The organism is Mesorhizobium sp. M6A.T.Ce.TU.016.01.1.1 (genome assembly GCF_003997065.1).
GTDB lineage: Bacteria > Pseudomonadota > Alphaproteobacteria > Rhizobiales > Rhizobiaceae > Mesorhizobium > Mesorhizobium mediterraneum.
On record NZ_RZTJ01000007.1, the window covers coordinates 90,703 to 109,745 of the forward strand.

The window sequence follows — 19,043 nt, forward strand, 5'->3', positions numbered from 1 at the left end:
AAGAGGAGAGCAGAAGGAATGACTCCACCGGACAGTCCCTTGAGGCTCCACGTGTCGGTGGAGCCGCGGCAGGCATAAGTGCCAGGGCCAGGCGTTTGCGCCGCCCGACAAACCGTGACCTGTCGATCCTTATAAAAATCAGAGACCACTAGTCGGATCAGCGGCTGAACACCGCGAAGCATCCGAAATCGAACGCCGGCAGTATATTCCCGGCAAGTTGGATTTTAAATCCAAGAAAGCCCCGACCGTTTTGCTGAAGCAACGGCGGGGCTATTCGTTTCAGATGACCGCAAGCGCACGGGCTGCCCTTGTGGCAGCGATGAAGGCAGATGGCCTATCGCCGGGAGGGCTTGATCGAGCCGGCGCTGACATCGAAGGTTAAGCTGCCGGAAATCCTGACATCGGTATCGCCGATCTTGAAATGACCGTTGCCGGGCACGGCATCGTCGGGCTCGGGAGCCGGCTTGGCGATGCGATAGTCGTCGGCCACGCCGGGCAGCGTGCCTTTGTGCGAAGGCGTTAAATTGTCTTCGGCGAACGCCGTGCTGGAGGTCATCGCCGCGGCAGCAATGCCGACGACAAGCCTCTTCAAACGCATGCGTGAATCTTTATCGACCATCGAACGACCATATCGCCGGACATGGCCCGAAGCCAGACCGGTGGCGATCAAACTTGCCGAACGGCTTGGCTGTTGTCTCTCATGGTGTTCGGCTACCCCTTCACGCCGCCTGTTTGCGCGTATCGAAAACATGATCGACAAGGCCCCATGTCTTTGCCTCCGCGGCGGTCATGAAATAATCGCGGTCGAGCGTGCGTTCGACCTCCTCGTAAGTGCGGCCGCAGTGATGCGCATAGAGTTCGGTCATGCGCTTCTTGGTGCGCAGGATGCCTTCGGCGTGACGCTGGATATCGGAAGCCTGACCCTGAAAGCCGCCCAGCGGCTGGTGCAGCACGATGCTGGTGTTGGGCAGCGCGATGCGCCGTCCCGGCGTGCCCGCCATCAGCAGGAACGAGGCCATCGAGGCGGCAAAACCCATGCAGACGGTGGATACCGGGCTGCGGATATACTGCATCGTGTCGTAGATGGCGAAGCCGCTGGTCACCACGCCGCCCGGCGAATTGATGTAGAGGGATATCTCCTTGTCGGGATTGTCGGATTCCAGCGACAGGAGCTGAGCACAGACCAGTGCCGACACATTGTCGTCGATCGGGCCGTTGATGAAGACGATGCGCTCTCGCAGCAGCCGCGAAAAAATGTCGAAGGCGCGTTCGCCGCGGCTCGACTGCTCGATCACCATTGGCACCAAATTGGCAAAACCGCTCATCGCTTTTCTCCGTTGTGTGGCTCAGGCCGCGCGCAGGAACAGGCGAGGCGTGTTTGCGGCAATTGTCTGTTTGGTGCTGTGTGCGTTGAGCGAAAGCCGGCAACCGCCGCCCACCATCGCAACCGCGGATGTAGCTACTCGCGCAAATCCATCGTGGACGATGCGCAGATGCGTGCCGCCCGACACGGTGCGGTCGAGCGTGAAGGTGACAATGCTATCCATTGGGCTATCCATTGGGCTATCCAGCGGGCTGGCGAGCGGATCCGCTGCATTGCCAGGCTCCGGCCGCTCCCGCCAGGAGTAGCGCAGCAGGCGTTCAGGCTCGGCGTCGAGGACTTCGCACTCGATCGGTGCGTCCGGCTTGGCAAAGGCAAAGCGGCTGCCGATCTCGGGCTTGATGTCGTTCGGCATCATCCAGGCCGCGAGCAGGTCCGGCACCGTCAGCGCCCGCCACACTTTTTCCGGCGGGTCTGGAAGCTCGCACTCGAACTCGATCGAGCCCGTCGCGTCCGAATGCTGTTTTGCCGTCATTGATCCATATCCTTCAAAACCGCCTTGAGCCGTTCGATACGCTCGGGCCAGAAAGCACGGTAGCGCTCGATCCAGCCGAGCAGTGGGTCAAGCCCTTGCGGATCGGCGCGATAATAGGCGTTGCGGCCGGCCCGCCGCTCGACCACCAGGCCGGCGCCGCGCAATACCGCGAGATGCTGCGACACGGCCGGTTGCGACACGGTCATGCCGCCGCGCAGTTCTGACACCGTCATCTCGCCTGCGGAGAGCCGTTCGTAGACAGCGCGGCGCGTCGGGTCGGAGAGCGCTCGAAAAATCTCTGCTTCGATCATGATAGAAACATAAGCCTACACTTATCGATTTGGCAAGCGATCTTTTTGCGCCCATATGAAATGGCGCGGCGAACCCCATCGATTGCTGACATTCCTTGACACTGGGGGTCGATGAGCCTAGAACGAAAAGAGAACAAAAACCTTGTGGGAAAAGGCAGCCGTGGCAGGCGGCGATTGTCCGCAGCCTATAAGGTGAGCGACAGAAATTTTGTTTCGGATGAGCGCGGAGAAGTATCATGGCGGGTAGCGTCAACAAGGTCATTCTGGTGGGCAATCTCGGGGCGGACCCGGAAATCCGCCGTTTGAATTCGGGTGAGCCGGTCGTCAACATCCGCATCGCCACGTCGGAAAGCTGGCGCGACAAGACGTCCGGCGAGCGCAAGGAAAAGACCGAGTGGCACAACGTCGTCATCTTCAACGACCAGCTCGCCAAGGTCGCCGAGCAGTATCTGAAGAAGGGTGCGAAGGTTTATGTCGAGGGCCAGTTGCAGACGCGCAAATGGCAGGACCAGACTGGTAATGACCGCTACACCACCGAAATCGTGCTGCAGAAATTCCGCGGCGAGCTGCAGATGCTCGACGCACGCGGGCAGGGCGAGGGCGGTCAGGTCGGCAGCTATGCCGGTGGCGGCAGCAGCCGCGGTTCCGATTTCGGCCAGTCGGGCCCGGGCGAGAGTTTCAATCGCGGTGGCGGTGGCGGCAACAAGGGCGGTGGTGGCGGTTCGTCGCGCGAACTGGACGACGAAATTCCGTTCTGATCCCTCGGAGCGAGCGGCTCTGCCACAACGCTAGCTACTTGAGGCCACGCTTTGGCGTCCCGAAATCTCTCCTGGGTTTTCGGGACGTTGTGCGTTTGAGTAGTGCGCGGTGAAAAGGACTTATCAGGTGAAAGCACGGGTCAAATGGGTCGAGGACCGCACTTTCGTCGGCGAGTCCGGCAGCGGTCACAAGGTGGTGCTGGGGACCGCGTTCGGACCGGACGGCAAGACGCCGGGGCCGAGCCCGATGGAACTGGTTCTGCTCGGCACCGGCGGCTGCTCGGCCTATGATGTCGTCCACATCCTCGAAAAGGGGCGCGAGGCGGTCGAAGACTGCGTGGTCGAACTCGACGCCGACCGGGCGGAGGTCGATCCCAGAGTATTCACGCGCATCCATATGCATTTCATCGTCAAGGGCCGGGCACTCTCGCCCGACAAGGTTAAGCGGGCGATCAACCTTTCGATCGAAAAATACTGCTCGGCTTCGGCGATGGTAGCCAAGACCGCCGAGATCACCCACGACTTCGAAGTTATTGATACGACGGCGAAATAGATAGCGTCGCCCCCGCGAGCTGGACGACGAAGCCCGTATGACAAATCCCGCGTTCAGGGACCGTTTGTTTCTTCGGACGCGGCTCGGGTTCTCTGATGGAATACCAATCGCCAGTGCCCATCGGTGCGTTTCCATATGGAACTGCGCAGTGATGGAATAGCTTTTTCTTTCTTGGGCCTTAGCCGGTAAGTCAAAAGCACCACCTCAGGCGCCAATTGAACTGTTCTGACGTCGGTCATTTCCAGCTCATCATCCGGTGCCGGTTCGGCTTTCGACGCAGGAAGCGCTGCCAGAATCGATCTCTTGCCATATTTATTGCCGGATTTTCCGAACTCGATCATGCCGTCGTCGAGCACGGTTTCAAGAAAATCCGGGTCATAGCGGGTCGGCGCCCGCAACAATGCGAGTTCCAGCTCGACGATCTTGGGGTCGGTTACCGTATCTGACATCATGCCGCCATCAGCGCCTTGATGCCGTCGGCGACGAACTGCACGGCGAGTGCCGCCAGGATGACGCCGAGCAACCGCGTCAGGATGGAGCGGCCGGTCTGGCCGAGGATGCGGTCGATGCGCTCGGCCAGCACGAACACCAGATAGGTGATGACAAGGCAGATCGCGATGATGCCGACAAGGGCTGCCTGCGCGCCAAAACCTGGAAATGAGCCGGACAACAGGACGGTCGCCGAAATCGCGCCCGGACCGGCGATCAGCGGGATCGCCAGCGGGAAGGCGGCGATGTTGTGGATCATGTCCTTGGTGATGGCGACATCGCCGATCTTCTCCTTGCGGTCCTGCCTGCGCTCGAACACCATTTCGAAGGCGATGAAAAACAGCAGAAAGCCGCCAGCGACGCGGAAAGCCGGCAGCGTGATGCCGAACACCGACAGGATCGATGCGCCAGCGATTGCGAACAGCGCCATCACCAGGAAGCCGATGATCGAGGCGCGCACGGAAACCTGGTTGCGCTCCTCGCGGTTCATGCCGCGGGTCACCGCGAGGAAGAGTGGTGCCAGGCCAGGCGGATCGATGGTCACGAGAATGGTGACGAAGGCGTTGAACAGGCTGTCGAAGCTCGGCATCTCTGACCCTCCCCGCCGGGCCGTGCCCGAATACTGGCATTGCCCCAATATTGGCATTGCCCAATCTTGGCATTGCCCAATCTTGGCATTGCCCAATCTTGGCATTGGTAGAGCAAAGCAGGGTCAGTGGAAACCGTTTGAGCAGCGGGAGTTCGGCAACCTTGATGAGGCAGGGTGAGCCTAGCCGGCCGCTCCGCAATAGGCCTCGAGGCGATAGCCGTCCGGGTCGACGACAAAGGCGGCGTAATAGTTTTCGCCATAGCTGGCGCGCAGGCCAGGTGCCCCATTGTCACTGCCGCCCGCACGCAAGGCGCCCGCATGGAAAGCGTCGACGCTGCTCCGCGTCGGCGCCGCAAAGCAGAAATGCAGGCCGGACTCGCCGTCGGCCGAAACCGGGCGCTGAGCCTCGTTCACCCACAGCGACACCGCCTCCGCACCATAGCCGAGCGAGCCCGGCGACTGGCTGAGACAGCTATAGCCAAGCGGCTTCAGCGCGGCATCATAAAAACGCTTCGAGGCGTCGGTATCGCGGACGCCGATCGAGACATGATCCAGCATCTTTTTCTCCTTTTTTACAATATGTTGGGCCGTCAGTTTCCAGTTGTGCGCCGCGCCAGGAACTCGACTTCGAGCCGCCAGGTCGCGCCGTCGTCTTGCGAGCGTTCGCCCAGCCAGCGGAATGAATTTTCGGTAATGCGGGAAAAACTCCAGCGCACCGAGGCGCCGGTGCCGTCTGCGCCTTGCTGGACGATGGTGTCGCCCTCGGCGCGGCCGAGCTGACGGCTGTAATATTGGGTGCGCGGATCGCTCCAGAAGATGTGCCAGGCGTCGACGCCGGGGTCATAGACGCGCAGTGTCGTGCCATAGAAGGTCCATTTGCCGAGCGACGGCGAGGGGCCGGCGTCGCGTGCTGGCAGGATCCATACGTCCTGGATTGCGCGGCCCTCGAGCACCCAGCCGAAATGCACCTCGCCGCGCCCGGTCAGCACCTGGCCGTCTTCGAGATGGCGCGTGGCATCGAATGTCCAGGCGCCGACGAAGCGGCCGTAAAGGTTCAGTTTTTCGGCAAGGTCCCCCGCAGGCCCGTCGCTGTGCAGGGCTTCGGCAAAGGAAGATGAATTGAGCATGATTTCGACCTCATCTTGTCAGGAGCCCCGTCTTGTTAGGAGCCCCATCTTGCCAGGAGCCCCATCTTGCCAGGAGCCCCATCTTGTCAGGAGATTGGGAAGAATAGGCGGCAGTAGGGTTCTGTGCTTGGGAAAAATTGCTATCTTTCAAGCCATGACGACAAGCGCGCATACACTGGCGTCTGGGCGAGGCTGGCAGGTGTCGGACGTGGTCTGCACCGCCGGCGCCGCTGATCGCCCGTTCGAGGAAGAGCATCGCAAGTTCTGCGTCGCCGTGGTGACCAGCGGCACCTTCCGCTACCGAGCGCAACAGGGAACAGCGATGCTGGCGCCGGGCGCGCTTCTGCTCGGCAACCCCGGCACATGCTATGAATGCGGACACGAGCATGGCGCTGGCGACCGTTGCCTCTCCTTCCATTTCGAGCCGGCCTATATGGAACAGATCGTCGCCGGCATGCCGGATGCAAAGAAGCTGAATTTCAAGATGCCGCGCCTGCCGCCCTTGCCGGCGCTGGCAGCGCTGCTTGCCGAGGCGGAAGCCGCGCGCGAGATGGCCGACATCGACGCGTTCGAGGAACTCGCCCTGCGCATTGCCGGCGCGGCCGTCGCCTCCGGCGTCACGCCTGCTGCCCGGGTGCCGAGCCGCCGCGACCAGAAACGTGTCGCAGAGGCGGTGCGGCGCATCGAAAAGGACGCCGAAAGGCCGATCTCGCTTGCCGAGCTTGCAAGTGAGACGGCGACCAGCCCCTACCATTTCCTGCGCAGCTTCCGGCACGTGGCGGGCGTGACGCCCTACCAGTTCCTGCTGAAGACCCGGCTGCACAGGGCGGCGGTGCGGCTGCGCATGTCGGACGAGGCGATCTCGACGATCGCCTTCGAGGCGGGGTTCAACGATTTGTCGACCTTCAACCGCCGTTTCCGGCGCGTGATGGGGGAGGCGCCTGGCGCCTACCGCGCCCGCCGTGTTAGAGCGGCTTAACGTTTCACTGAGCCGCTCTAACCCGTTGTTTTTGCGCAAGTCCGGACTGCAATAACGATCGTCGGCGAAGTCGGCCATGCTCTTGCAGCGTGTCATACGATTGCCTAGCCGGCGAGATCGTTCGCTTCAGGGATCCTTTCCTGGTCGAGCCGGAACGCACCGCCGAAAAGCAGCTTCATAAGGTGCACGGCTACTCTCGGATCGGCGCCTTGTAGCCGATGGAAATCAGGTTGCAGCCGGGAAGCTCATTCAAGGAGTCGCGGAGACGATTTTCGAACGGCCCGCACGCCTCCCACAGTTGCGCTTCTCCAGGTAGAAAGCCATAGGTCTCGCAGCCTTCTTCGTCGATCGCGCTAGGCTCTTCCCACCATTCCGCACCGAGTTTGGTAGAGGTCCACGAGGTCGGTTTCGCGGCCTTCTCATTCATCGAAACGAGTATCTCCACCTCTCGGTCAAGCGGCAGATAGATTTCGTACTCCTGTTGGCGTTTGCTTGCCTCCGCAAGCACTTCTTCCGAGAACGTCACCTTGGGCAGCATACGGCGTAGTCCTCGCGAGATGTCGGAGAGGTCCGGCAACACCGGGTAGGAATTGCGACGGATCGCTGTGAGGTCGAACTCGGCACGAAAATCGACCTGTCCCGTCAGATGTGTTTCGTCGAGCATCCGGCCAAAGGCCACAGCCAACGCGTGATGCGCCGCGATCATCCGTGGAGAGGTGCGCAGTGAGCCACCGGGCGAATACCAGGCCGAGCGGCGGTTTTGTTTGCGGAGCACGAGTCCCGCGTCGATATGACGGGCGACACGCTTCACCATCAGGGCATGAAAATTTGCGATACGGGTGCCGTGATAAGTTCGAAGTGTAAAGCTTCGATCGGCGGTCGAGATCGGCAGGCCATAATGTGATGCCCAATCAAGTGCGCGTTGGAATAGCTCCAAGCCGGAAAGTTTTTCGTCGCGCCACTCGTCGAAGAGAAATTGTGCCCCGGCTAAACGTTGCGCAGCAACCTTGCGGGTGTCTATCGGAGCTAACTTGCCTTGTGACGTCGTGCGACCTAGCCATGTTACTGCTTCCGTATAAGCGATGTCCGACATTTCGATCCGCAGTTCATCGGACCTCACTTTCTCGTCGGCATCGGCGAGGTCGAGAGGCCGGATGACGGTCTGTGCCGGAAGAATAGCAGCCGAGACTTCCAGTGCGGTCCTAGGCGCCGGTGTCGTACGTGGCACGATTGCATCATCTGGCAACAGCTCCTGACCGAGATCGAGATCAAAACGGTAGATGCGTTGATACTCGCACCCTAGGTGCTCCGTGGCGTTCTTGGAGAGTGACAGGCCTTTGATGCCACGCGAGAGCTCGGTGAATGCGTTTCGGCGATCAAACTCCTGCTCAGCTCTAAAGTTACGAAAGGAGCTGTCGCGCCAAGACTGGGGGACCTTAGCGGCAATCACGGAATGCGCGCGTGCAACTTCGTCCAGTGGCAGTTTTCGGATTTCGATCCGCGCTTCAATGTCCACGTCGCCATAATCTTCGCGATTAGCGTCAAGGGCGCTTCCAAACAGTCGAAGTTCGACAACGCGCGCAAGGCGATCGTGATCTGCGTTGATCGTTCGGGCTCTCGCTACGACAGCTGCGACAATCGAATCTACAACTGGGCGTGATAGTCTGGGCCCGAGATCGTCGGCGGCGAGCCGGCGTGCGTGGTCGGTCAGGGTCCAGTCGTTGCCGCTATCATTATGTTTGCCACACCATTCAATGTATCCGGCGTTCGCGAGCCGCCTCAAGAAAGTATCTGTTTCTTCGGCAGGCCACTTCATGTACTCGATCGCAGTGGAAAGTAGTAGACGGTAGTGATTTTCTTGGTGCCTGACGAAGAGATCACGAATTGTATTTAAATCTATACTAGGTACGATTGGGTGTTTTGACATTTCGGAGAAAGCTCACGCTACAACGACAGAATGGTTCATGGAGACTGCCTCAAAACCGGATAGAAAATCCACTCCAGATTTCGCTTACCTCCGTTTATGTCGAGCTTATGTCGCGTGGCGGTCGATTCAGGTTCGCCAGCCAAGTCTTCGAGACGGCCTCGTCGGCTCGCTTAGCGATCGCCGCCAGCTTGACGCCGGCCGCCAGATCGCCGTTGAGGTCCTTTGTCGTCCTACCGCTCAACGCCCGCAGCGGCAGCCAGGGGTTCCGGTTCGCCGCGGCTGCCGCCTCAGGGTGACGATCCAATTGCGAGCATTACCGCTTCAGCGGTGGCTTTGGGGGCGAAAAAGCGCCTCGGCCATATCGTCGCAATCGGTGATATCCTTTTGAAATCACCACAAAAATCGCCACTGGAAAACTGCCGCGGACATTGGAGTTTCGGCCCGGCTTCCTATATAAGCACCGAGTGATTCCTGATTAGATTGTGACCTGATTTGACCGACCAGAAAACACCGCGCGGCGCCGACGGCGGCCCCACCGGCATCGAGCCGATATCCATCATCGAGGAGATGCAGCGCTCCTATCTCGATTACGCCATGAGCGTGATCGTCAGCCGTGCGCTGCCGGACGTGCGCGACGGGTTGAAGCCGGTGCATCGCCGCATCCTCTACGCCGCCCATGAGAGCGGCTACCACTGGAACCGCAAATATGTGAAATCGGCCCGCCCGGTCGCCGACGTGATGGGTAAATACCATCCGCATGGCGACGCTTCGATCTACGACGCCTTGGTGCGCATGGCGCAAGACTGGTCGCTGCGCGTGCCGCTGATCGACGGGCAAGGCAATTTCGGCTCGATCGACGGCGATCCGCCGGCGGCGATGCGTTATACTGAATCGCGGCTGACCAAGGTCGCGCATGAGTTGTTGGAAGACATCGACAAGGACACCGTCGATTTCCAGGACACTTATGATGCGTCCGGCAGCGAACCGAAAGTCCTGCCGGCGCGCTTCCCGAACCTGTTGGTCAATGGCTCCGGCGGCATTGCCGTCGGCATGGCCACCAACATCCCGCCGCACAATCTAGGCGAGGTCTGCAACGGCGCCATTGCCCTCATCGACAATCCGGCAATCGACCTGCCGGCGCTGATGGAGATCATTCCGGGGCCGGATTTCCCGACCGGCGGCATCGTGCTTGGCCGCTCCGGCATCTACAGCGCCTATTCGACGGGCCGCGGCTCCATCGTCATGCGCGGCCGCGTCAATATTGAGCAACGCGGCAATGACCGTGAATCGATCATCATCACCGAAGTTCCCTATCAGGTGAACAAGTCGTCGATGATCGAGAAGATGGCCGAGCTTGTGCGCGACAAGCGCATCGAGGGCATTTCCGACATCCGCGACGAGAGCGACCGCCAAGGCTACCGCGTCGTCATCGAATTGAAGCGCGACGCGGTCGCCGACGTCATTCTCAACCAGCTCTACCGTTTCACGCCGCTGCAGACGTCGTTCGGCGCCAATATGGTTGCGCTGAACGGCGGCAAGCCGGAATTGCTGACGCTGACCGACATGCTGAAGGCGTTCGTCGCCTTCCGCGAGGATGTGATCAGCCGGCGCACGAAATTCCTGCTGCGCAAGGCGCGCGACCGCGCCCATGTGCTGGTCGGCCTTGCCATTGCTGTCGCCAACATCGACGAGGTCATCAAGCTGATCCGCAGCGCGCCGGACCCGCAGACGGCGCGCGAGCAGTTGATGGAACGGCGCTGGCCCTCGGGCGACGTCGAATCGCTGATCCTGCTGATCGACGATCCGCGCCACCGCATCAACGAGGACGGCACCTACAATCTGTCCGAGGAACAGGCCCGCGCCATCCTCGAACTGCGCCTGCAGCGCCTGACCGCGCTCGGCCGCGACGAAATCGCCGACGAGTTGAACACGATCGGCGACGAGATCAAGGATTACCTGGACATCCTGTCGTCCCGCGCCCGCATTCAGCAGATCGTCAAGGACGAGCTTGCCGCCGTGCGCGACGAGTTCGGCACGCCGCGCCGCACCGAGCTGTCCGAGGGCGGGGCGGATATGGAAGACGAGGACCTGATCCAGCGCGAGGACATGGTCGTGACGGTCAGCCATTCCGGCTACATCAAGCGCGTGCCGCTGTCGCTCTATCGGGCGCAGCGTCGCGGCGGCAAGGGCCGTTCCGGCATGTCGACCAAGGAAGAGGATTTCGTCACCCGGCTGTTCGTCGCCAACACGCACACGCCGGTGCTGTTCTTCTCTTCGCGTGGCATCGTCTACAAGGAAAAGGTCTGGCGCCTGCCGATCGGCAACCCGCAGTCGCGCGGCAAGGCGCTGATCAACATGCTGCCGCTGGAGCAGGGCGAACGCATCACCACCATCATGCCGCTGCCCGAGGACGAGACCAGCTGGGGCGAGCTCGACGTGATGTTCGCAACGACGCGCGGCACGGTGCGCCGCAACAAGCTGTCGGACTTCGTCCAGGTCAACCGCAACGGCAAGATCGCCATGAAGCTGGAAGAGGAAGGCGACGAGATTCTCGGCGTCGAGACCTGCACAGACAATGACGACGTGCTTTTGACCGCAAGCTCCGGCCAGTGCATCCGCTTCTCGGTCAGCGACGTGCGCGTCTTCCAGAGCCGCAACTCGGTCGGCGTGCGCGGCATCGCCATGGCTGCCACCGACCGGGTGATCTCGATGGCGGTGATCGAACATGTCGAGGCGCCGCCGGCCGAGCGCGCCGCTTATCTCAAGCGGGTGGTGGCCGAACGGCGGCTCGCCGCCGGCATTGCGGCCGGCGAGGACGAAGACATCCAGCTTACCAATGAAGAGGTTGGCGAGGAGACGGAGCTTTCCGACGAGCGCTACGAATTCCTCAAGGCACATGAGCAGTTCGTGCTGACGGTGACGGAATATGGCTACGGCAAGCGTTCGTCTTCCTATGATTTCCGCCTTACAGGGCGCGGCGGCAAGGGCATTCGCGCCACCGACGTGTCGAAAGCGGCCGAGATCGGTCGCCTGGTGGCGACCTTCCCGGTCGGCAACGACGACCAGATCATGCTTGTCTCGGACGGCGGCACCGTCATCCGCGTGCCGGTCAACGGCATTCGTTTCGCCAGCCGCGCCACCAAGGGCGTGACCATCTTCAACACGGCCGACGGCGAGAAGGTCGTTTCGGTGGAGCGGATATCGGAACCGCAATCGGACGAGGAAGCCGAAGAGAGTGTTGAGGGCAACGCCAGCCCGGATGCCGGTGCTGACCCGGACAACAGCGGCGAGTAGGCCTTGATGGGGAAATGCCGGCCCGATGGGCCGGCGCCGTCAACAAATAACGGCCGGTTCAGAAGTGGCGATAAGGCTTGCGGATACCGAAGCCCTCGAACCGTTTGGTATTGGCCTTGGCGCGGACACGCCCTGCTTCCTGATGCAACCCGAATACGGTGGCAATCAGCATGGCGACGGTCATTGCGGCGGCGAGCATGTAGATCAGCATGTGCGTGTTCTCCTGCGCCTAACAACGTTCAAATGGGGTTTTGGTTTCATCTTCTGAATCTGCAACCTAGTGAACGCTGCGTGAAGCCTCTGTGATCGGCCCGTTCATCTGTCGTTCATTTCGGTCAAAAGGTTCACTCAAAGCGCATCGCGAATAACGTGGCCCAGGCGATGCGCATTGAGTCCCTGTCTGGGTGCATGTCGTTGTCCCAAAACCGCTGCGCACTTTGGGCGACATGCATCGGCGGCTCGCTGATCGGATTGCCTTTGCGAGACAGGCTCGCTAGAAGCACCTGCCATGACAGAACGCATCGCTCTTTATGCCGGCTCCTTCGACCCGCTGACCAACGGCCATCTCGACGTGCTGAAGGCGTCGCTGGCCGTGGCGGACACCGTCTATGCGGCGATCGGCATTCATCCCGGCAAGAAGCCGCTGTTTTCCTTCGAGGAACGGGTCGGCCTCATCGAAGCGGCGACGAAGGCCGAATTCGGCCGTGACGGCGCCCGCATCAAGGTCGTCGCCTTCGACGGGCTGGTCATCGACGCGGCCAGGAAGCACGGCGCCTCGATCATGATCCGTGGCCTGCGCGACGGCACCGATCTCGACTATGAGATGCAGATGGCCGGCATGAACGAGACCATGGCGCCGGAATTGCAGACGGTTTTTCTACCCGCCAGCCCTTCGGTGCGAACCATTACCGCCACACTTGTCCGTCAGATAGCCTCGATGGGAGGCGACATCCGCCCCTTCGTGCCAGCGGCTGTGGCCGGCGCGCTCACTGCCAAATTCGCGAAATAATGCACGTCGCCCAAAAGTCGAACCCGGTTTCGGGACATCGACATGCATGAAACAAAGGTTTTCGGAGAAAGATCCATGCAGCTCAAAAGGCTCGCCACTTGCTTTGTCGTTCTTTTCGGCCTCGTGGCTGCATCTGTTTCGGCCTTCGCCGCCGATCCGGAAAACACCATGATCATCACGCTGAAGGGCGGCGACGTGACCGTCGCACTCAGGCCTGATCTCGCGCCGAAGCATGTCGAGCAGATCAAGAAGCTGGTGCGCCAGGGCGCTTACGACAACGTCGCTTTCCATCGCGTCATCGACGGGTTCATGGCGCAGACCGGCGACGTGAAATTCGGCAACATGAAGAACGGCTTCAACGCCGATGCTGTCGGCACCGGCGGTTCCGATCTTCCCGACCTGCCGGCTGAATTCTCGACATCCGAGCGCTACGTGCGCGGCGTCGTCGGAATGGCCCGCTCGCAAAACCCGGATTCCGCCAATTCGCAGTTCTTCATCATGTTCGCGCCGGCGCCGCCGCTCGATGGCCAGTACACCATCGTCGGCAATGTCGAGAAAGGCATGGAGTTGGTGGACCAGATAAAGAAAGGCGACGAGGCGCAGAACGGGGTTGTCACCGGTCCCGATCGCATGATCAAGGTGCGTATCGCCGCCGACGGCAAGTAAACCCATTAGTTTCAAAGGATATTCTGACATGGCCGAGATCAAGGACCGCGAGAACGCGCTCATCATGGAAACGACCAAGGGCAAGGTCGTCATCGAACTGTTTCCCGATCTGGCGCCCGGCCATGTCGGCCGTATCAAGGAACTGGCGCGCGAAGGCGCTTATGACGGCGTGGTGTTCCATCGCGTCATCGACGGCTTCATGGCGCAGACCGGCGATGTGAAATTCGGCAATTCCAGCAAGCCCTCTTTCGCGCCCGCCCGTGCCGGCACGGGCGGCTCCGACAAGCCCGACCTGAAGGCCGAGTTCTCCAACGCCAACCATGGCCGCGGCACCTGCTCGATGGCGCGCTCGCAGAACCCGAACTCGGCCAACTCGCAGTTCTTCATCTGCTTCGACGATGCCGCCTTCCTCAATCGCCAATACACGGTCTGGGGCCAGGTCATCGAAGGCATGGACAATGTCGACAAGATCAAGCGCGGCGAGCCGGTGCCGGATCCCGACAAGATCGTGTCGCTGAAGGTCGCGGCCGACGTGAAATGATCTACCGGGCTGTCGCGGCTATCACTCTGATGCTTGTCGCGGCGGCCACTTCGGCGCTGGCGACGGAATCGATCGTTTGCAGCGCTGAAGGCGACGCGGCGTCGATCGATGTCCTGATGGGAAACACCGCCGCGATCGCAGTCGCGCGCGTGTGGCTGGATGCCGGCGGCAAGACATGGACCACCGACGGTCAGCCGGGATCGACGAAAGTGATCGTCGGACAGGCATTCGAGGACGACCAGCACATGGCGATCGATCTCACCGACGAGGGTATCAGCTCGATTGTCGCCAAACTGCGACTGGTCAAGGCCCGCGAACAGTCCAATTTCGCAATGGGCGGCACGCTGAGCATCGACGGTGTTGGCGCCTGGGCGGTGACCTGCCCGGAACCTTGAGTTGGGATTTCCTTGCGCGTCGACCTTTTCGACTTTGAACTGCCGGAGAAGCGCATCGCGCTTCGACCGGCAGAACCGCGCGACAGCGCCAAAATGCTGGTTGTCAGGCCGGGTGAGGGGCTTGAGAACCGGACGGTGCGCGAGCTACCGACCCTGCTCGAGGCCGGTGATGTGCTGGTCTTCAACGACACCAAGGTCATTCCGGCGCAGTTGAAAGGCATCAGGCGGCGCGGCGAAGCGGCGGCGCAAGTCGAAGCCACACTGCACATGCGGGTGGCTCCCGACCGCTGGCTGGCTTTCATGCGGCCGGGCAAGCGCATCGCCGTTGGCGACCGCATCCATTTCGGCCATGACACCAATTCCTGCTTTCTCGGCCAGCTCGATGCCACGGTGATCGAGAAGGGCGAGGCCGGCGAGGCGTTGCTTGGCTTTGACCTGTCAGGTCCATTCCTCGACGAGGCGCTGCATGCCGTCGGCCACATTCCGTTGCCGCCCTACATCGCCTCGAAGCGCGATGACGACGAGCGCGACCGCAGCGACTACCAGACCATCTATGCCAGGGAGGAGGGCGCCGTGGCGGCACCCACGGCCGGCCTGCATTTCACGCCGGAGCTTTTCGCCGCGCTCGATGCCAAAGGCGTCGAGCGGCGCTTCGTCACCCTGCATGTCGGCGCCGGCACGTTCCTGCCGGTGAAAGTCGACGACACCGCCGATCACAAGATGCATGCCGAGATCGGCTCGGTCAGCCCGGAAACCGCCGAGGCGCTGAACGCGGCAAAGGCGCGTGGCGGGCGCATCATCGCCGTCGGCACGACGTCGCTGCGCCTGCTTGAAAGCGCTGCGCGGGAGGACGGCCGGCTCGCCGCGTGGTCCGGCCCGACGGACATCTTCATCACGCCCGGCTACCGTTTCAAGGCCGCCGACATGCTGATGACCAATTTCCATCTGCCGCGCTCGACGCTGTTCATGCTGGTTTCGGCGTTTTGCGGTCTGGAGACGATGCGTGCGGCCTATGCGCATGCGATCGAGAACCGCTACAGGTTTTATTCCTACGGAGACGCAAGTCTGCTGTTCAAGGAGGAGAACGATGGACGCGCGTCCGGTATACACAAGGAATTCAATGACTAAGGCGTTTACCTTCGAGGTGCTGGCGACCGACGGCAAAGCGCGGCGCGGCGCGATCACCATGCCGCGCGGAGAAATCCGCACGCCCGCCTTCATGCCGGTCGGCACCGGCGGCACGGTCAAGACCATGTATATGGATCAGGTGCGTGGCGTCGGCTCGGACATCATCCTGGGCAACACCTATCATCTGATGCTGCGGCCCGGCGCCGAACGTGTGGCGCGGCTTGGCGGCCTGCATGAATTCGCCCGCTGGCCGCATCCGATCCTGACCGACAGCGGCGGCTTCCAGGTTATGTCGCTGTCGAAGCTGAGGAAACTCACCGAGAAGGGCGTCACCTTCCGCTCGCACATCGACGGCGCCGCCTATGAGATGTCGCCCGAGCGCTCGATCGAGATCCAGGGACTGCTCGATTCCGACATCCAGATGCAGCTCGACGAATGCACAGCGCTGCCGGCCATGGAGAAAGAGATCGAGCGGGCCATGGAGCTGTCGCTGCGCTGGGCCGAGCGTTGCAAGACGGCATTCGGCGATCAGCAGGGCAAGGCGATGTTCGGCATCGTCCAGGGCGGCGACATACCGGCCTTGCGGCTGCGCTCGTCGCAGGCGCTGAAAGCGATGGACCTCAAGGGCTATGCGATAGGCGGGCTGGCCGTCGGCGAGCCGCAAGCGGTGATGCTCGAAATGCTCGAAATCACCTGCCCGGAGCTGCCGGCGGACAGGCCGCGCTATCTGATGGGTGTCGGCACGCCTGACGACATCTTGAAATCGGTGGCGCGCGGCATCGACATGTTCGATTGCGTGATGCCGACGCGCGCCGGCCGTCATGGCCTCGCCTATACACGGCGCGGCAAGGTCAATCTGCGCAACGCTCGCCATGCCGACGATCCGCGCCCGCTGGACGAGGAGAGCGACTGCCCGGCCGCCAGAGATTATTCGCGCGCCTATCTGCACCATCTGGTCCGCTCGCAAGAGGCGTTGGGGGCGATGCTGCTGACCTGGAACAATCTTTCCTACTACCAGAAGCTGATGCAGGACATTCGTGCCGCCATCGAGGCCGGCGCCTTCGAGGCTCGGGCGGTGGAAATTTCTGAGGGCTGGGCAGGGGGCGATATTCCAGCCCGCTAAAGCCTGTCCGGGAACTGTTTTGAAACGACTGACGAATAAGCATTGCCGGGATGGCATTGGGCGGGGACCAAGAACCTGTTCGTCTCGGGACAAGCTTCAGCTTCAGAAGTGACGGCGCGGACGAACGGCGTTGCCGAACCTTGCGCCTCTTCTTTCATGTCGGTCCGGCGATGGATGGCCAAGCCATCGCTTGCGATTTTTGCGATCGTTGTGGCTGGCCTTGTTCTGCGGTTGCTGGGCGCACGCGGCGATCTCTGGCTGGACGAGATCTGGAGTTTTTCTCTCATCGAGCCGCTCACCTCGATCAACCAGATCCTCTGGCGCGTAAATCACGACAACAATCATTTCCTCAATTCGGCCTATCTGTATCTGATCGGCCCTGATACTTCGCCGCTGCTCCAACGAGGCCTTTCCATCGCGTTCGGCGCCAGCACGATTGTTGCAGCTGCGGCAGTGCCACGCGGGCGATGGGCGATGATTTCCACAAGTCTGCTGTTTGCAGTGAGCTATCCGATGGTCCACTATGGCTCGGAAGCGCGCGGCTACGCCGGGCTGGTGCTGTTCACGCTCCTTTCTGTGGTTTTTCTGGAACGCTGGCTCGACAAAAGAGGTTCATCGGTCATCGCTTTGGCCGCGGCGATCCTGCTGGGCCTGCTGTCTCACCTCACGATGATCGAAATGGTGCCGGTCCTTGTAGCCTGGACCACATGGGTCACTTGGCTGCGCACGGAAAGGATTGGCCGCACACTCGCCGACGTCGGTTTGACTTTCACGCCTGCCGTCCTTGCGGTGCTGCCGTTGGCCATCTGCGTGGTCGTCGGCGCCCAGCTGTCCGGCTTCGTCGTCGGGGGTGTTTCGCCTTTCTCGTTCCAGGCGTTCGCAAAGGGATATGGCGGGGTGATCAGATATCTGCTGGGCCTGCCGTCCTGGATTGGCGATTGGGCCTGCATCGCTGCTGCCTGCGGCATGGTCTGCATATCTGCCGGCATATGGCGTGATCGTCGGGCCAGTCTCTACGTCATCGGAATTGTGGGATTGCCTGCCCTCATGTGCGCAGCGAATCTGCCCAATCTCCAGATCCCACGCTATTTCATCGCCAGTGGAACGTTGTTGCTGCTTTGGACTGGCGAGATGCTCGGTCGCGGCTTCGATGCGGGCGGGTTCAAAAGATATCTGGCGGCAGGAGCGCTCGCGGTCATGATGAGCGGCAGCATATCGTCGCTGCTGCAGTTCTACGAATATAGCCGCGGTTCCTATGCCTCGATCGTGGGGCAGATGACGCAAAACGGTGCCACCACCTATGCCAGCAACCACGACTTCCGGACTGCGATGGTCGTCGACTACTTTGCAGCGCGGACAGGCCGTCAGGCTTGGTTCGTCCCGAAAGACGAACTGTGCATTCGACGTCCCGCTTGGCTGATCATGGAGGGTGATCCTGACATACAATCGAAACGGGTCGAACCCGCGTCGGCTTGCGCACTTGCCTATGAGCGAATTGATGCGTCAAGGAACTGGGGCCTTTCAGGGCTGAGCTGGACGCTTTACCGGCGGCGCGATTGATCAGACCGTCGCGGCTCGGGCACGCGCTCAGGTGCTCAGCGAAGTGGAAGCAGCGCAGGCTGCAGCCGGTGATGCGGAAGCTGCCGTCGGGCTGTTGCGTGTAGACGGCCGTGTAATCCTTGCCATCCGGCCCGACGATAACATCGGTCGGCGGCGCTTCACGGTTTCAGCAGCCGCGAACATTCGCCGTCCGGCCGCAGTTAAGCTTCTTCCTTTAAATCGGGTTCTGCCTGAGCGCCGTCCTGATGCTTGAAAGCCGGGCGGCAGTCTGCCACAAGGGCCGCCTATGCGCATGACCCCGAAAATCGGAATCGATTTTCGGAAAGGCTCATGCGCAATCAAAGTGCTACAGCGTCCTTTGCGCGTTCTAAAGGACGAGCGGCGCTGTAGGCGCAAGCTTGAGCAGGACCGGTCAATGAAGGCATTTTTCGTGCAGATAAAGTGCGATCTGGGCAAGGCCTATGACGTTGCCAGCGCTTTGGCCGATGCCGAGATCGCTTCGGAAATCTACTCGACAGCCGGCAACTACGATCTGCTCGCCAAATTCTACGTCGACGACGAGGAAGACATCGGCCATTTCGTCAACGAGAAGGTGCAGATTCTTCCAGGCATCAAGGACACGTTCACGGTTGTCACCTTTCGCGCGTTCTGAGCAGCGCCTGCCGCCTGCCTGGACATAAGGCAAAGCCTGATCGCAGCCATATTGGTGCTGCCCTAATTTTAGGCAGCCGCCACATA

General features: G+C 61.2%; 22 protein-coding genes and 1 pseudogene. 12 read left to right on the forward strand and 11 right to left on the reverse strand.

The window, feature by feature from the left end:
• Window positions 1-334: 334 nt before the first annotated feature.
• The 4 genes from EOC94_RS15605 to EOC94_RS15620 form a co-directional block, all read right to left on the reverse strand.
• A complete protein-coding gene (locus tag EOC94_RS15605; RefSeq protein ID WP_127291627.1) occupies window positions 335-598 on the reverse strand; it encodes a hypothetical protein in 264 nt (87 codons plus the stop codon).
• Between the two features lie 121 nt (window positions 599-719).
• A complete protein-coding gene (locus tag EOC94_RS15610) occupies window positions 720-1,325 on the reverse strand; it encodes an ATP-dependent Clp protease proteolytic subunit (RefSeq protein WP_095485308.1) in 606 nt (201 codons plus the stop codon).
• A gap of 21 nt (window positions 1,326-1,346) precedes the next feature.
• A complete protein-coding gene (locus tag EOC94_RS15615) occupies window positions 1,347-1,856 on the reverse strand; it encodes an SRPBCC domain-containing protein (RefSeq protein WP_127291629.1) in 510 nt (169 codons plus the stop codon).
• Complete coding sequence (locus tag EOC94_RS15620; RefSeq protein WP_126106447.1) at window positions 1,853-2,167, reverse strand: metalloregulator ArsR/SmtB family transcription factor; 315 nt, start codon at window positions 2,165-2,167, stop codon at window positions 1,853-1,855. Before EOC94_RS15620 ends, EOC94_RS15615 begins: the two co-directional genes overlap by 4 nt.
• A gap of 236 nt (window positions 2,168-2,403) precedes the next feature.
• On the opposite strand from EOC94_RS15620, the gene ssb reads away from it, so the two are divergent.
• Both ssb and EOC94_RS15630 read left to right on the forward strand, forming a co-directional pair.
• Window positions 2,404-2,925, forward strand: a complete 522-nt coding sequence (gene ssb, locus EOC94_RS15625) for a single-stranded DNA-binding protein (RefSeq protein ID WP_126106448.1) — start codon at window positions 2,404-2,406, stop codon at window positions 2,923-2,925.
• A 127-nt stretch (window positions 2,926-3,052) separates the two neighbouring features.
• Window positions 3,053-3,478, forward strand: a complete 426-nt coding sequence (locus EOC94_RS15630) for an OsmC family protein (RefSeq protein ID WP_127291632.1) — start codon at window positions 3,053-3,055, stop codon at window positions 3,476-3,478.
• A 53-nt stretch (window positions 3,479-3,531) separates the two neighbouring features.
• Here the strand turns inward: EOC94_RS15630 and EOC94_RS15635 are convergent, their stop codons facing one another.
• From EOC94_RS15635 to EOC94_RS15650, 4 genes are all read right to left on the reverse strand, one after another.
• The gene (locus EOC94_RS15635) at window positions 3,532-3,930 is read right to left on the reverse strand and encodes a DUF4440 domain-containing protein (RefSeq protein ID WP_245465576.1); all 399 of its coding nucleotides are present in this window, start codon (window positions 3,928-3,930) and stop codon (window positions 3,532-3,534) included.
• Window positions 3,927-4,556, reverse strand: coding sequence for a MarC family protein (locus tag EOC94_RS15640; protein WP_029352879.1), 630 nt, complete (start codon window positions 4,554-4,556; stop codon window positions 3,927-3,929). Before EOC94_RS15640 ends, EOC94_RS15635 begins: the two co-directional genes overlap by 4 nt.
• A 180-nt stretch (window positions 4,557-4,736) precedes the next feature.
• Window positions 4,737-5,114 carry a VOC family protein gene (locus EOC94_RS15645; protein ID WP_127291635.1) on the reverse strand — a complete coding sequence of 126 codons (378 nt, stop codon included), beginning with the start codon at window positions 5,112-5,114 and terminating at the stop codon, window positions 4,737-4,739.
• 32 nt (window positions 5,115-5,146) lie between these two features.
• Window positions 5,147-5,683 carry a hypothetical protein gene (locus EOC94_RS15650; RefSeq protein WP_095485303.1) on the reverse strand — a complete coding sequence of 179 codons (537 nt, stop codon included), beginning with the start codon at window positions 5,681-5,683 and terminating at the stop codon, window positions 5,147-5,149.
• 154 nt (window positions 5,684-5,837) lie between these two features.
• Between EOC94_RS15650 and EOC94_RS15655 the strand changes: the two genes are divergently transcribed.
• Entirely contained in the window at window positions 5,838-6,662 is an 825-nt protein-coding gene (locus EOC94_RS15655) for an AraC family transcriptional regulator (protein WP_127291805.1), read from the forward strand.
• Between the two features lie 190 nt (window positions 6,663-6,852).
• Here EOC94_RS15655 and EOC94_RS15660 read toward each other — a convergent pair whose 3' ends face one another.
• The gene (locus EOC94_RS15660; protein WP_127291638.1) at window positions 6,853-8,478 is read right to left on the reverse strand and encodes a hypothetical protein; all 1,626 of its coding nucleotides are present in this window, start codon (window positions 8,476-8,478) and stop codon (window positions 6,853-6,855) included.
• Window positions 8,479-9,081: 603 nt separating this feature from the next.
• Here EOC94_RS15660 and gyrA point away from each other — a divergent pair.
• Window positions 9,082-11,883 (forward strand): DNA gyrase subunit A, encoded by a 2,802-nt coding sequence (gene gyrA, locus EOC94_RS15670; RefSeq protein WP_095485301.1) that lies wholly within the window; start codon window positions 9,082-9,084, stop codon window positions 11,881-11,883.
• A 58-nt stretch (window positions 11,884-11,941) separates the two neighbouring features.
• Here gyrA and EOC94_RS15675 read toward each other — a convergent pair whose 3' ends face one another.
• Window positions 11,942-12,094 carry a hypothetical protein gene (locus EOC94_RS15675; RefSeq protein WP_095485300.1) on the reverse strand — a complete coding sequence of 51 codons (153 nt, stop codon included), beginning with the start codon at window positions 12,092-12,094 and terminating at the stop codon, window positions 11,942-11,944.
• A 297-nt stretch (window positions 12,095-12,391) separates the two neighbouring features.
• Here EOC94_RS15675 and coaD point away from each other — a divergent pair, with 297 nt between their 5' ends.
• From coaD to EOC94_RS15710, 7 genes are all read left to right on the forward strand, one after another.
• Entirely contained in the window at window positions 12,392-12,892 is a 501-nt protein-coding gene (gene coaD, locus EOC94_RS15680; RefSeq protein WP_095485299.1) for a pantetheine-phosphate adenylyltransferase, read from the forward strand.
• A 75-nt stretch (window positions 12,893-12,967) separates the two neighbouring features.
• Complete coding sequence (locus EOC94_RS15685) at window positions 12,968-13,558, forward strand: peptidylprolyl isomerase (protein WP_095485567.1); 591 nt, start codon at window positions 12,968-12,970, stop codon at window positions 13,556-13,558.
• Between the two features lie 28 nt (window positions 13,559-13,586).
• On the forward strand, window positions 13,587-14,099 hold the full coding sequence (locus EOC94_RS15690) for a peptidylprolyl isomerase (RefSeq protein WP_091593716.1): 513 nt from the start codon (window positions 13,587-13,589) through the stop codon (window positions 14,097-14,099).
• A complete protein-coding gene (locus EOC94_RS15695) occupies window positions 14,096-14,494 on the forward strand; it encodes a hypothetical protein (protein WP_095485298.1) in 399 nt (132 codons plus the stop codon). Before EOC94_RS15690 ends, EOC94_RS15695 begins: the two co-directional genes overlap by 4 nt.
• 12 nt (window positions 14,495-14,506) lie before the next feature.
• A complete protein-coding gene (gene queA / locus EOC94_RS15700; protein ID WP_095485297.1) occupies window positions 14,507-15,622 on the forward strand; it encodes a tRNA preQ1(34) S-adenosylmethionine ribosyltransferase-isomerase QueA in 1,116 nt (371 codons plus the stop codon).
• A complete protein-coding gene (gene tgt, locus EOC94_RS15705; RefSeq protein WP_127291643.1) occupies window positions 15,615-16,745 on the forward strand; it encodes a tRNA guanosine(34) transglycosylase Tgt in 1,131 nt (376 codons plus the stop codon). The genes queA and tgt overlap by 8 nt, the downstream gene beginning before the upstream one ends.
• A gap of 174 nt (window positions 16,746-16,919) precedes the next feature.
• Window positions 16,920-18,305 carry a hypothetical protein gene (locus tag EOC94_RS15710; protein ID WP_127291646.1) on the forward strand — a complete coding sequence of 462 codons (1,386 nt, stop codon included), beginning with the start codon at window positions 16,920-16,922 and terminating at the stop codon, window positions 18,303-18,305.
• Window positions 18,306-18,357: 52 nt separating this feature from the next.
• On the opposite strand, the pseudogene EOC94_RS35250 reads toward EOC94_RS15710, so the two are convergent.
• Window positions 18,358-18,444, reverse strand: a pseudogene (locus EOC94_RS35250) (DUF4864 domain-containing protein); the annotation flags it as partial.
• Window positions 18,445-18,720: 276 nt separating this feature from the next.
• On the opposite strand from EOC94_RS35250, the gene EOC94_RS15720 reads away from it, so the two are divergent.
• Window positions 18,721-18,957, forward strand: coding sequence for an Lrp/AsnC ligand binding domain-containing protein (locus EOC94_RS15720; protein ID WP_023674883.1), 237 nt, complete (start codon window positions 18,721-18,723; stop codon window positions 18,955-18,957).
• Window positions 18,958-19,043 lie beyond the last annotated feature (86 nt).